At 47.1% G+C, this 13,534-nt stretch carries 13 protein-coding genes; 11 read left to right on the top strand and 2 right to left on the bottom strand.

All coding sequences use genetic code 11. The features are described from left to right. Positions 1–13: 13 nt before the first annotated feature. Positions 14–1,141 carry a tripeptidase T gene (locus tag NSQ50_RS21185; RefSeq protein ID WP_036676047.1) on the top strand — a complete coding sequence of 376 codons (1,128 nt, stop codon included), beginning with the start codon at positions 14–16 and terminating at the stop codon, positions 1,139–1,141. Between the two features lie 1,224 nt (positions 1,142–2,365). Here the strand turns inward: NSQ50_RS21185 and NSQ50_RS21180 are convergent. Then, positions 2,366–2,539 carry a hypothetical protein gene (locus NSQ50_RS21180; protein ID WP_155288161.1) on the bottom strand — a complete coding sequence of 58 codons (174 nt, stop codon included), beginning with the start codon at positions 2,537–2,539 and terminating at the stop codon, positions 2,366–2,368. A gap of 77 nt (positions 2,540–2,616) precedes the next feature. Between NSQ50_RS21180 and NSQ50_RS21175 the strand changes: the two genes are divergently transcribed. From NSQ50_RS21175 to NSQ50_RS21135, 9 genes are all read left to right on the top strand, one after another. Beyond that, positions 2,617–3,189 carry an NUDIX hydrolase gene (locus NSQ50_RS21175; RefSeq protein ID WP_036676048.1) on the top strand — a complete coding sequence of 191 codons (573 nt, stop codon included), beginning with the start codon at positions 2,617–2,619 and terminating at the stop codon, positions 3,187–3,189. Continuing rightward, on the top strand, positions 3,180–4,379 hold the full coding sequence (locus NSQ50_RS21170; protein WP_076223023.1) for an endonuclease Q family protein: 1,200 nt from the start codon (positions 3,180–3,182) through the stop codon (positions 4,377–4,379). Before NSQ50_RS21175 ends, NSQ50_RS21170 begins: the two co-directional genes overlap by 10 nt. An 82-nt stretch (positions 4,380–4,461) precedes the next feature. Continuing rightward, positions 4,462–5,112: a stage II sporulation protein M gene (gene spoIIM, locus NSQ50_RS21165; RefSeq protein ID WP_036676050.1), complete on the top strand. Its 651-nt coding sequence runs from the start codon at positions 4,462–4,464 to the stop codon at positions 5,110–5,112. A 90-nt stretch (positions 5,113–5,202) separates the two neighbouring features. Then, on the top strand, positions 5,203–5,667 hold the full coding sequence (gene fur, locus NSQ50_RS21160) for a ferric iron uptake transcriptional regulator (protein WP_036676051.1): 465 nt from the start codon (positions 5,203–5,205) through the stop codon (positions 5,665–5,667). Positions 5,668–5,829: 162 nt separating this feature from the next. Then, a complete protein-coding gene (locus NSQ50_RS21155) occupies positions 5,830–6,063 on the top strand; it encodes a DUF4227 family protein (protein WP_036676052.1) in 234 nt (77 codons plus the stop codon). 159 nt (positions 6,064–6,222) lie between these two features. Beyond that, entirely contained in the window at positions 6,223–7,116 is an 894-nt protein-coding gene (gene xerD, locus NSQ50_RS21150; RefSeq protein WP_076223025.1) for a site-specific tyrosine recombinase XerD, read from the top strand. 242 nt (positions 7,117–7,358) lie between these two features. Continuing rightward, entirely contained in the window at positions 7,359–8,537 is a 1,179-nt protein-coding gene (gene deoB / locus NSQ50_RS21145) for a phosphopentomutase (protein ID WP_076223027.1), read from the top strand. 49 nt (positions 8,538–8,586) lie between these two features. Then, a complete protein-coding gene (locus NSQ50_RS21140; RefSeq protein ID WP_036676055.1) occupies positions 8,587–9,405 on the top strand; it encodes a purine-nucleoside phosphorylase in 819 nt (272 codons plus the stop codon). A gap of 161 nt (positions 9,406–9,566) precedes the next feature. Then, entirely contained in the window at positions 9,567–10,898 is a 1,332-nt protein-coding gene (locus NSQ50_RS21135; RefSeq protein WP_036676056.1) for a pyrimidine-nucleoside phosphorylase, read from the top strand. Positions 10,899–11,008: 110 nt separating this feature from the next. Here the strand turns inward: NSQ50_RS21135 and NSQ50_RS21130 are convergent, their stop codons facing one another. Continuing rightward, positions 11,009–12,022 (bottom strand): serine hydrolase domain-containing protein, encoded by a 1,014-nt coding sequence (locus tag NSQ50_RS21130; RefSeq protein WP_052097210.1) that lies wholly within the window; start codon positions 12,020–12,022, stop codon positions 11,009–11,011. Between the two features lie 364 nt (positions 12,023–12,386). On the opposite strand from NSQ50_RS21130, the gene NSQ50_RS21125 reads away from it, so the two are divergent. After that, positions 12,387–13,523, top strand: coding sequence for a D-alanyl-D-alanine carboxypeptidase family protein (locus NSQ50_RS21125; RefSeq protein WP_235219379.1), 1,137 nt, complete (start codon positions 12,387–12,389; stop codon positions 13,521–13,523). Positions 13,524–13,534 lie beyond the last annotated feature (11 nt).

The raw sequence follows: 13,534 nt of genomic DNA, 5'->3' as shown, positions 1-13,534 counted from the left end.
AGAGGGAAGTCCAGTGATTTCACAAGACCGATTGATTCAGGAGTTTATGGAACTTGTCCAAGTTGATAGCGAAACAAGAAATGAACGGCAGATTGCCGATGTCCTTAAGAGTAAGTTTAACGCACTGGGTTTAGAAGTGCTCGAAGACGATTCCCAGGAAAGAACCGGACATGGAGCAGGTAATCTATTCATTACCTGGCCAGCTGAGAATGGAGGAGCTGCTCCAAAGCTTCTGTTCACTTGCCATATGGATACGGTTGTTCCCGGACAAAATATCAAGCCTACACTTGGTTCAGATGGATGGATTACAAGTGATGGCACTACGATTCTTGGAGCCGATGACAAAGCAGGGCTTGCTGCGTTGTTCGAAGCCATTCGTGTTATCCAAGAGCAAAAGCTTCCGCATGGTCAGATTCAATTCGTGATTACAGCGGGTGAAGAATCTGGATTGCTGGGCGCACGTTCGATGGATCCAAGTAACTTGGATGCTGACTTCGGCTTTGCACTTGATTCCAATGGTGAAGTTGGAGCGATTGCGGTGGCAGCACCGACACAGGCTAAAATCACGATGCAAATCTTTGGGAAATCGGCTCATGCTGGCGTGAACCCTGAGGACGGCATCAGCGCAATTCAAGTCGCTAGCAAAGCGATTGCAGCCATGAAGCTGGGTCGTATTGATAATGAAACCACAGCGAATATTGGAAAGTTCGCTGGCGGCGGCCCAACGAATGTAGTGTGTGATCACGTTCAGTTGGATGCAGAAGCACGCAGTATTGTGCAGGAGAAGGTAGGCGATCAAATCGCTTCGATGCGCGAAGCACTCGAGACAACTGTGCGGGAATACGGCGCAGAATGCGAATTCCGCAGTGAAATCATCTACCCTGCTTTTAGCTTTAATGAGCATGATGCAGTAGTGCAGCTTGCACAGCGGGCCATTACTTCTATGGGGCTTACTCCACGTCTGTTCCACTCTGGCGGAGGTAGTGACGCTAATGTATTCAACGGTCTAGATGTTCCGACTGTTAACCTTGCAGTGGGTTATGAACATATCCATACTACCAAGGAACGGATTAAAGCCGAAGATATCGTTAAAGTGGCTGAACTCGTTGTGAATATTGTAAAAGAGAGCGCAAAGGGCTAATTGCCTTATAAAACAGCAGAGCAGCGATCTTACCGTAACGGAGGATTGCTGCTCTGCATTTTTTTATGGGGAGTTTAGTGTAGCAATATCAAGGTAAATCCAAAAAAAGTCATGCGACCTCTAACGCCGCTTTTGGCGAGTCTCGAAGTAGAAATTTTCGGAATGCTCCGATGAAGTCTTCATGCCAGTAGCGACACTGGGGTCCATAGGCATATCCATGTGCAGAGAGCGATAGCGTCAAGTCACCACCCTCTCTTGAGGCTAAAGGACCCAGATGACGCTATAAGCAAAATTATCGCCATTTGAGCAGAATTTCGGACACCAGTGCAGCTATTCCTTAGGAAGAGGAGCATATAGTGTGTTTTTCATGCTGATAGCGGCAATGGAGTCCGATAGCATAGCAAAAGGGGAAAAGGTGTGTTTAAGGGCAGCTGTGTCCGATAGCGTCAAGTCCGTCCCCTCTCTTGAGGCAAAAGGACCCAGATGACGCTATAAGCAATATTATCGCCATTTGAGCAGAGTTTCGGACACCAGCGCAGCTAATCCTTAAAAAGAGGAGTATATAGTGTGTTTTTTGTGCTGATAGCTGCACTGGGGTCCGATAGCATCGCAAAAGTACGAGAAAGGTGTGTTTAAGGTCAACTGAGTCCGATAGCACGAGTCACATCCGATAGTGCGAGACACATCCGACAGCGCGAGTCACATCACATAGTGCCGAGACACATCACACAGCAACGAGTCACATTCGATAGCACCGAGACACAACAGATAGCGTCAAGTCCGCCCCCTCTCTTGAGGCTAAAGGACCAGATGACGCTATAAGCAATATTATCGCCATTTGAGCAGAATTTCGGACACCAGTGCAGCTATTCCTTAAGAAGAGGTGCACATAGTGTGTTTTTCATGCTGATAGCGTCACTGGGGTCCGACAGCATAGCAAAAGTGGGGAAAACGTGTGTTTAAGGTCAACTGAGTCCGATAGCGTACAAAGATAGGCGCAATAGCGATCTAATCAAACAAGTTGTGCTAGATATCAACATCGTAAGCGCGTTAGTCGCTTAATCAAACAACTTGTGCCCAATACCAGCATCGTAAGCACAAAAGTCCCTCTAATCGGGGAGGACGCAAAAAGACTGGGGTGCCCCAGCAGCCATTTCATGGCTTTTGAGACACCCCTATAGTTGTGTGAACATGTATGGCTAAGTCCCAGAGGAGAGGATGAATTCATCCTGCCTTGGACGGAAGGATTGTAGATTGATCGTGCAGGGAAAGAATGTATGCCAGGGGCATATCGCGCCCATACTGCTGGATCCATCCAGCCAAGATGGCCTTTATTTCCTCCGGCTTACCTACCATCATAACTGCGGATGAGCTTGTACGGCTGAAGATTTCGTTCATCTGAAATTCCTTCTTTCCCTTTAAGTTTGCTATAATACACCGTATGCACAATAGAGAAAAAGGAGACCAGAAACTTTATGGGAGAACAACATTTGCACAGCAAACCCGAGCTTGATGAAGTGACATTGTCTACACAGCCTGTTTTTGATGGGAAGATTATATCTTTGCAGGTGGACACAGTGAGACTGCCTGATGGAAATACTGCGACACGTGAAGTTGTGAAGCATCCCGGTGCTGTAGCGGTGCTTGCTTTAAACAACAACAAAATGCTTGTTGTAGAGCAATACCGTCAGCCCATGCAACGCACTGAGGTGGAAATTCCTGCTGGGAAGCTGGATAAAGGTGAAGATCCATTAGTTGCGGCTGGTCGTGAACTTCAGGAAGAGACTGGATTTCACAGTGGAGATCTGAAATTGCTTAAATCCTTCTATACTTCTCCCGGCTTCGCCGATGAGATTATTCATTTGTATGTGACTACTAACGCTCAACCAGGGGATATGTCACTGGACGAGGACGAATTCCTAGAGGTTTCGGAGCTTACCCTGGAGGAAGCGTATCAATATATGGCTGACGGGCGCATCGCGGATGCAAAAACGATGATGGCAGTGTACGCTTGGCATCTATACACGCTGACAGGCCAATGGAATTAACAACTGAACTGAAGAGTTTCTATTGCGATTTGCATGTTCATATTGGACGAACGTCGGAAGGTCAGGCTGTCAAAATTAGCGGCAGCCGCGAGCTTACCTTTGCGGGCATTGCCAAAGAAGCTGCAGAGCGCAAGGGACTAGAAATGATCGGTATTATAGACAGTCATTCACCTGGCGTACTGCGGGATATTCAGCGCTCTTTGGAATCTGGAGAGATGACGTTAGCTGAAGGTGGAGGGATTGCTTACCGAGGGACTACGATCATTCTGGGGACAGAGATTGAAATCCGCGAGCCGGGGCGAAAAGAGTGCCATGTGCTCGCTTACATGCCGGACGTGGAACGCATGACCGACTTTAGTGCGTGGATGAGCCGCTATATGCGGAATGTGAATCTAAGTTCCCAGCGCCTGTATGCTCCGGCTAGGGAGCTTCAGGATGAGATTTACGGGCGGGGAGGCATTCTTATTCCTGCACATATTTTCACGCCTCACAAGGGCTTGTACGGCTGTGCTGCAGAGCGTATGGCGGACATCTTTGATCTGGACCGCATAGCTGCGGTTGAACTCGGGCTGAGTGCGGATTCCGAAATGGCTGGATATCTTTCTGAACTTGATAATTACACGTTTCTAACCAACTCAGATGCGCATTCACTGGGTAAGCTAGGGCGTGAGTATAATGTGATGGAGCTGGCACAGCCTTCGTTCGCTGAACTGCGGCTTGCACTCGAACGTAAAGATGGACGGAAGGTAATTGCAAATTTCGGACTTAATCCACGGCTTGGCAAATACCACCGGAGCTATTGCGGGGGCTGCGGCAGTATTATTGATGAGGCTTATGTCAACGCGGATCGTTGCCAATATTGCGGCAGTCTTAAGCTGGTTAGAGGTGTCTTCGACCGGATCCTAGATATTGCTGACCGCAAGACGCCGATAGTGCCTGCTGACCGTCCACCCTATCATTATCAGGTTCCGCTTGAATTTATCCCGGGGTTAGGGAAGGCGAAGATGAACGCGTTACTGCAAGCATTTGGAACTGAGATGAACATTTTACATGGTTGTGGTGAAGCGGAAATTGCCAGCGTTGTAGGTGCGGATCTGGCGTCGATGATCGTCCAGGCCCGCTCTGGCATTTTGGAGCTATCAGCAGGCGGTGGCGGGACGTACGGTAAAGTGGTACAGCCCAGAAAGTAGAGTCATTACCTAAAGGACAAGTCATATCGCGGGACGTTTTCTCATATGGTGTAACATGTAACCGGAAAGGGGAACGTCCCAAATGCGTAATTTACGGCTGATGATGAAGGAACAGACGCCTCTGTATATTTTTGTCGGCGTATTATTTCTGGTAGGTGTTGTATTTGGAGCTCTTATCGTTAGTGCGCTTACGATGGATCAGCAGCAGGAGCTGGGGGATTATCTGGGGAATTTCTTTGTTACGGTTGATCAGCAAGGTCTGCCAGCCGCACCTGATTCGTACTGGAGTATAGCAGCCTTGAATCTGAAATGGATCGGACTGATCTGGATTCTTGGGTTGTCGGTCATTGGGCTGCCGGGAATTTTGATTCTTGATTTTTTAAAAGGGGTACTGATCGGTTTTACGGTTGGCTGTCTGGTCAGTCAATATTCTTGGCATGGGATGTTGTTCGCGTTAGTTTCTGTGGCTCCACATAATCTGGTGCTGATCCCTGTGCTGCTGGTTAGCAGTGCAGCTGCGATAGCTTTTTCCTTGCAGATGATCCGCAGCCGGGTGATGGGACAACGCCGGACGCCAGTGACTCGTCCTTTTACCATGTACACTATATTGTCATTTGTGATGGCGCTTTTGATCCTGGGTATTTCATGTTTTGAGACCTGGGTTACACCAACCATGATGCGTTGGGTCACGCCTTCACTTGTACAAGCGGTGACGACCTTGACTGTGCAGTAAAAGCGTTTGACTTCTGAAAGCGACACCCCCTATAATGGAAGAAGTGGTTTGAAGACCGGTGCGGTAATTATCCAAGGGGGAGGGAGACAGGTGGAAGCACGGATAGACAAGATTAAGCAACAGTTACAATCCCAAGGATACAAGCTTACACCCCAACGGGAAGCGACCTTAAGAGTGCTGCTGGAGAATGAGGAAGATCATCTTAGCGCGGAAGACGTATTTATGCTCGTGAAGGAGAAAGCTCCCGAGATTGGTCTTGCGACTGTGTATCGTACCCTCGAACTTCTCAGTGAGCTACATGTCGTAGAAAAGATCAATTTCGGCGACGGTGTAGCCCGGTATGATTTGCGAACAGATACTGCGAAGCATCATCATCATCACTTAATTTGTGTGCAATGCGGCAGTATGGATGAGATTCGCGAGGATTGGCTCGGTCCGCTGGAAGAGCGACTGGAGAAAGAGTTTAATTTCACAGTGCTTGATCATAGACTTGATTTCCATGGGATTTGCTACCGCTGTACTGATAAGAACAATACAGACGGAAATCCATCCTAAGTTATCTTATATTAAGAATTAACTTCACAAGTCCTCCCCGGTTCCTATACCGGAGGGGGCTTTTTAAATGATTAGTCTATTAGAGCCATACATATCAGCCTTTTTTGGAGCATAAAATGAAGGACGAGCAGAATTCATTTATATGTAATAGGAGGCGTCCTTATGATTGTTTCTGTGCCCAAAACAGTGCGCAAGCTGTATTTTATGATCATGTTTGTGGCTCTAAGCTATTTACTCTACTATGCTATGAGCTGGCTAGGGGAATGGCTTAGTCCGATAGAGAACTATGGAATTCCTGAAGGCACTGCTGTTCGGGCATTTGATCACGCCGAGGTTGGTGATGATGGTCTGGATGCAAGGCAGCGCTTACGTTTCTATTACTGGTTCGGAGAATGAAAGCTCCGCAGGAAGCAGGAACAAGCGAGAAGAATGTCGAAGAAAGCTAGGGTGGATTTATGCAGAGTAAGAGTTGTGTACACATCTGCTGAAGCCTCATGCTGAATGTGCTGCAGGAAGACACTAAGAGTAGCTGCGCCAGGACAGGAGCGTGAAATAATGAAGTCACACTTGCAGCCTTTTTTACATTATTTGTCCGGAGATAAAGGCTTGTCCCCGAATACACTGGAATCTTACGGTAGGGATGTATCGCAGTTTCTAGAGTTTGCTGAAGAGCGGGGGGCTGAACAGCCTGAAGAAATCCGAAGATCTCATGTGATGTTATATCTTGGCTCCTTACGCGGAGCGGGAAGAGCCACTGCAACGCTCAACAGAAACGCGGTGTCCCTGCGGGCCTTTTTTCATTATTTGTTGAAGGAACGTTTAATTGAGCAGGATCCAACACTGGACATGGAAACCATGAAGCCTGATAAGAAGCCACCTATGGTGCTTGCGGTTTCGGAGGTTGAGCGGCTGCTGGCTGCTCCAGATGTGAGTACAGTACAAGGGATGCGCGATAAGGCAATGCTGGAATTGCTCTACGCAACGGGAATAAAGGTTTCTGAATTGATTTCTCTTAACGTAGACGATGTGCATACGGACATGAAGTTTGCGCGCTGTACAGGGACTTCGGGCAAGGAACGAGTGGTTCCCATTGGAACCATTGCTGCTGAGAGTGTAGCAGCTTACACTTCTCTTATGCGGGACAAGCTGCTTCGTGATCATCAGGAGGAGCCGGCCATGTTCCTGAATAGCCTAGGTGGGCGATTAACCCGCCAGGGGTTCTGGAAAATCATAAAAAAATACGCACGGGAAGCAAACATTGAGCAGGATATTACACCGCATACGCTTAGGCATTCCTTCGCCGCCCATTTACTGGAAGGTGGAGCGGATTTGCGTTCCGTACAACAAATGCTGGGTCATGCTGATATTTCGACGACTCAGATTTATAACGGTATCGCCCGTAAGAATATGAAGGAAGTATATGAGAGCCATCATCCCAGAGCTCGCTGATCATGCTTCAAAGATGCTTTTTGTGAGTAAGATAGTTATGATGGAATCATACTTATAGGATAGACTGGGGAATGGGTAATTTTCCACAGGTTATCCTTTGGCAGAAACGGATACCTGACAGGCGATACATTGTATCGCTAGCTACGGAAGCATCTGACTTCCGGGAGAAGGTACAGCCGTTTCTTCTTGTTGGTGCAAACGAATGAACTAACGATCTATATTAAAAAAGGAGTGAAGACAATATGTCCTCATTTAAACGAATTGGTTTTATTGTTCTGGATAGTGTAGGTATCGGAGAAGCTCCAGATGCTGCGAATTTTGGTGATGCGGGTTCACATACGCTTGGTCATATTTTGAACCGTGTTCCCGGATTGAAACTCCCTAACCTACAGCAGTTAGGATTAGCTAATATTGCTCCGCTGCCGCCGCTTGAACCTGTAGCTTCACCAACAGGATATTATGGCAAGATGCAGGAAGTATCTGTCGGTAAGGATACGATGACCGGGCACTGGGAGCTGATGGGGCTGAAGATCGAGGTTCCATTCAATACGTATCCGGATGGATTTCCGACAGAATTGATTGAAAAATTCGAAGCAGCAACTGGCCGGAAAGTGATCGGTAATAAACCAGCTTCCGGTACGGAAATTCTAGTTGAATATGGCGAAGAGCAGATGAAGACCGGAGCTTGGATTGTCTACACCTCTGCGGACAGTGTATTCCAGCTTGCGGCACATGAAGATATCATTCCACTGGAAGAGCTGTACAGCGCATGTAAAATCGCCCGTGAGCTAACTATGGCTCCAGAATTCTCCGTAGGGCGTGTTATTGCTCGTCCATATGTTGGCGAACCAGGAAAGTTCGTACGGACCTCAAATCGCCATGATTATGCCGTGAAACCACCGGAACCAACGGTAATGAACGCGCTGGCTGATATCGGAAAAGATGTTATCGCGGTAGGAAAGATCAACGATATTTTCACAGGTGAAGGGGTTACAGCTTCTTACCCTACGAAGAGCAATGAACATGGTATCGAAGTCACCATTGAGCAACTTCGCCAACCGTTCAATGGCTTGCTGTTCACGAATCTGGTGGATTTTGACTCTTTATATGGACACCGTCGCGATCCGGAAGGATATGGTCATGCACTGGAAGTATTCGATCAGGCGCTGCCTGAAATTCTATCCACGCTTGGTGAAGATGACCTGTTGATTATTTCAGCAGATCATGGGAATGATCCAATCCATAGCGGAACAGATCATACTCGTGAATATGTGCCACTGCTTATTTACAGCCCACGCCTTAAGCATCCAGATAGCTTAGGTATTCGTGAGACCTTCTCGGATGTTGCCGCAACCATTGCTGATAATTTCGGTGCGAAGGCGCCGCAGTATGGGACAAGCTTTTTAGCGAAACTGCAATAAAAGGATGTGGGTTGCGCCACAACATTCATTAAGGAGGATCATCCATAGCATGTTAACTCAAAAAGAAATTCAAGAAGCAGCCATTTATATAAAAGACAAATGTCCGGTGGCTCCGGAAATTGGATTGATCCTTGGTTCAGGACTCGGTGTGCTGGCAGACCTGATCACCGATGGAATCAGCATTCCATATGATGAGATTCCTCACTTCCCTGTGTCCACTGTAGAAGGGCATGAGGGAGAACTGCTGATCGGTATGATTGAAGGACGCCGTGTCGTGATGATGAAGGGCCGCTTTCATATGTATGAAGGATATGGACCGGAGGTAACGGCATTCCCTGTTCGGGTTATGAAAGAACTTGGTATAGCCAGCCTATTAGTAACTAATGCTGCTGGTGGAGTGAACACAGATTTCACGCCGGGCGATCTTATGCTCCTTACGGATCATCTGAATATGACGGGTCGGAACCCGTTAATAGGACCTAATGATCCTGCACTGGGCGTGCGCTTCCCGGATATGTCAACCGCTTATAGTCGCCGCCTAATCAAGGTAGCGAAGGAAACGGCAGCGCAGCAGAATTTCGAATTCAAAGAAGGCGTATATGCAGGTCTGCTGGGACCTTGCTACGAAACACCTGCTGAAATCGTAATGCTTCGTCATCTAGGGGCTGACGCTGTGGGCATGTCTACTGTGTCGGAAACCATTGTTGCCCGTCATGCAGGTATCGAGGTATTGGGTATCTCCTGTATTACTAACATGGCTGCGGGAATTCTGGATCAACCTCTCAACCATGAAGAGGTTATGGAAACTGCAGACCGTGTGCGTGAGCGTTTCCTGAAGCTGGTGTTGGGCTTTATTCCGAAAATGTAATTTCGGGTACTGCATTTTGAATTTTTGGGAGGTCCAATCTATGACACAAGTGAATGAACTTGAGCCATTGACGTTTGAACAGATAATGAAGGTAACTAATTTGACTAGACCAAAATTTATCGGACTTGCTCGCGCAATTGTCCGTGAAGTGCAGGTGTAATATGAGAGCTGTCGATATTATTCAGAAAAAAAGAGATGGCGGAGAGCTGAGTCGTGAGGAAATTTCCTTTCTAATTCAGGGCTATAGTAAAGGTGAAGTGCCTGATTATCAGCTCTCTGCTTGGGCAATGGCTGTTTATTTTCAAGGCATGAACGCGCGGGAAACCGGCGATCTAACGATGGAAATGGCGATGTCCGGCGATCAAGTAGATCTTAGCCCAATCGCAGGTATTAAAGTCGATAAACACTCCACAGGCGGAGTGGGCGATAAAACAACTGTAGTATTGGCACCCTTGGTAGCTTCTGCTGGAGTACCGGTAGCGAAGATGTCCGGTCGTGGACTTGGGCACACTGGAGGCACGCTCGATAAGCTGGAGTCAATCAGTGGTTTCTCTATCGAGATGGCTCGTGAGCGTTTCTTTGACCAAGTAGGGGAGATCGGGGCTGCCGTGATCGGTCAGTCGGGCAACATTACACCCGCAGACAAAAAGCTGTATGCCCTTCGGGATGTAACTGCAACAGTTGAATCCATCCCCCTTATTGCAAGCTCTGTGATGAGCAAGAAGATTGCAGCAGGTGCGGATGCGATCGTGTTGGATGTCAAAACAGGCAGCGGTGCTTTTATGAAGACGCTGGATGATTCTATAGCACTCGCTCAGGCGATGGTTGACATTGGAACGCATCTGGGTCGCAATACCGTTGCAATCATCAGTGATATGGACCAGCCGCTTGGTTACGGGATCGGAAATGCGTTGGAAATTAAGGAAGGAATCGAGACCTTGAAGGGTCATGGTCCAAAGGATCTACAGGAGGTCTGTCTTATTCTGGGCAGCCAGATGCTTGTTCTTGGCGGCAAAGCCAAGGATGAAGCGGAGGCACGTTCGATTCTTATGACGCATATTGAAGATGGCAGTGCGCTAGAGAAGTTCAAACAAATCGTGAAGGCACAAGGTGGAGATGTATCGCAAATTGATTCTCCGGAGAAGCTCCCTACTGCTAAGCGATTCATTGAAGTGAAGGCGAAAACGAAGGGGTTCATAGAAGGTATTCAGGCCGAGGAAATTGGCGTTGCGGCTATGCTGCTTGGAGCTGGACGTGAAACTAAGGAATCTGTAATCGATCTGGCTGTGGGGATTCAACTCTCCAAAAAGGTTGGAGATGCTGTAGAGATTGGCGAGACGCTTGCAGTCTTGCATATCAACGATGCCAGTGAGAAGAAAGTTGAGGAAGCTGAAGGTAAGGTGTTAGAAGCCTACCGTATCACTTCTGAACCTGTTCCTGCCCAACCTTTGGTATTTGCACTTGTTACTAAAGATGGGGTAACACGGTACTAGTCAAGGTAATATAAATATTGTCATGGCTATGGCCGTAAACAGACAACAAAGCAGCGATCCTCCCATAACGGGAAGGTCGCTGCTTTGCGTTTTGCTCAATGGTGCAATATTTATAACTGATTATTGATCTTATTGAAAATCTGCGAAGCCCCGCTGCTTGTATTACATAATACGACCACAGTCTCGCCACTAGCTGGATAAATAGCCGACCGGAAGGAAACACCGGGATCATAGCCCATAATGTGAAATTTGAACACTTTTTCTTCGCGGAGGGTAATCCATACACCATAACCATAATAGCCTTCGCCATCCACATGTACATGGGGAGTAAGCAATAATGAAGTGATTACTGGACTCAATAATGTATGGTTCATTAACCCGATCCAGAATAGCTGCAGGTCGGGGGCAGTGACGAAAGCTCCACCGTCAGCGCCTCCTTTTACCGGGATTGAGTAGATGTTGGTTCTCCAGTTCCCGTTCTCTTCCTCTATGTATCCTAGTGCACAGTTGGCAGGTAAGGCATCTAACGTGAAGTAACCGGATTGCTCCATTCCGCAAGGCTTAAAGATGTGATGCTCTACATAATCGGAAAAAGACATTTCACTCAGTTCCTCCACCAGAAGGCCTAGCACGATATAGCCGGCATTGTTGTAGTGGAAACGTTCGCCCGGGGTCCACATCATGGGAAGGGTTCGGAACATCGGCACAAAATCCTCAAGCTGTCGCAAGGTGTACATAGGCCGTGCCTTCCACAGGTCCTCGAAATCATCCATAATTGTTTCATCAAAATAATCCGGAATACCAGAGCTATGCGTAAGTAGCTGATGAATGGTGATGTCAGGACTAAAGAGAGGGAACTCTACCTTTTTAAGATAATCTATTAGTCTACTTTCAAAAGAAATCAATCCCTGATCGACCAGCTGGCAGACAGCAATCGCGGTAAATATTTTACATCCGGAAGCAATGCCGAACCGGGTATGAATATTGTTTTCGCGCTTATCCGACTTATTGGCATAACCGTAACAGCTGCTGCTGACTTCTTTATCATGTTGTTGTACCAGCACTACACCAGAGAAATTGTTCTGTGTAGCTTCTGCTTCAATACAATCTGCAAGGTGGTTCATCTGTATATTCACTCCTCTATAAGCAGTTAAGTTCTTAAATAGCATTCGTTAAAATATTCCATTTTCCTTTAAAGTGAATACGAAAAAATTGGAAATACTTAAAATTTGAAATAATTTTTGATCTCCCCTATAATAAAAATGCTCTGCAACTACTGCTGGGCTTTTTTTAATTGACAACAACATTACTTCTTGGGATAAATTATTATAGTTATTTACTTAGAAATGGAATAATTTCCACCCTTTCTGACGAAACTGGAACACAGTACCTGTGATATGAAGGTTAACGTTCAGGAGGGGAACCATTGTGAGAAAAATGCGTTTTGCTGTGCTTGTGCTCTGTATCGTTGTGTCGGTTCTAGGACCGATGTCAGGTGCTTATGCTGAGGAAAAAAGCAAGGATTCTGGCAGTAATGCTGCCGCTGTAGATCTTGCGCCTGGTGCGCGTTCTGCGATTTTGATGGATGCAGGCACCGGCACTATTATTTATGAAAAGAACAGCCATGATAAGCTGCCTCCCGCAAGTATTACGAAGATTATGACGATGCTGCTTACGGTGGAAGCACTGGATGAAGGAAGACTGCAACTGACGGATAAGGTGCGCACGAGTGAATATGCCGCGTCGATGGGCGGATCGCAAATTTTCCTGGAGCCTGGTGAAGAAATGTCGGTGGATGAGATGCTCAAAGGCATCGCTATGGCCTCCGGTAATGATGCATCTGTGGCGATGGCAGAGAAAATAGCGGGTTCGGAGAGCGCTTTTGTCGATCTGATGAATAAAAGAGCGGAAGAGCTGGGTCTGAAAGATACCCACTTTGCCAATTGCAACGGTCTTCCAGCTGCTAATCACTATTCCTCAGCCTACGATATTGCGGTAATTAGCCGGGAGCTTTTAAAGCATGATAGAATTATCAAATATACCGGTTCCTATCAGGATTATCTGCGTAAGGATTCCACCAAACCATTCTGGTTGGTAAACACGAACAAGCTTGTACGTTTCTATACAGGCGCTGATGGACTGAAAACAGGATATACCGCTGAAGCAAAATTCTGCTTATCCGCTACGGCTGCAAGAGACGGTCTGCGTGCTGTTGCTGTTGTGCTGGGTGAGCCGAACACGAAGACACGTAACAGTGAAGTGTCGGGCATGTTTGACTATCTCTTTTCGCAATATAAGATCCACACTATTCACAAAGAAGGGGACGCTATTGGTACCCTTAAGATTGAGAAGGGTGTGAAGTCCGAGCTGCCGATTACGGCGAAAGAGACGTATAGTGTTCTTTTGAAAAAAGGTGTGACGCAAGAAGGCATTCGTCACGAACTAGTACTTCCAGAAAGCGTGAAGGCACCAGTGGCTGAAGGCCAGTCCATAGGCAAGCTGGTTGTCTACCAAGGAACCCAAGTGATTAAAGAGTATGAACTTAAAGCAGGGGAAGCTGTGGCAAAAGCAGGCTGGTGGAAGCTCTTTAAACGTACAACAGGCTCGATGTTCGGCATGGATTAAAAAGAGCTTTT

It is taken from the genome of Paenibacillus sp. FSL R10-2788 (assembly GCF_038003885.1).
GTDB lineage: Bacteria > Bacillota > Bacilli > Paenibacillales > Paenibacillaceae > Paenibacillus_AQ > Paenibacillus_AQ odorifer.
The sequence above is the reverse complement of the archived record's forward strand: the minus strand, read 5'-3'. Positions and strand labels throughout refer to the sequence as shown.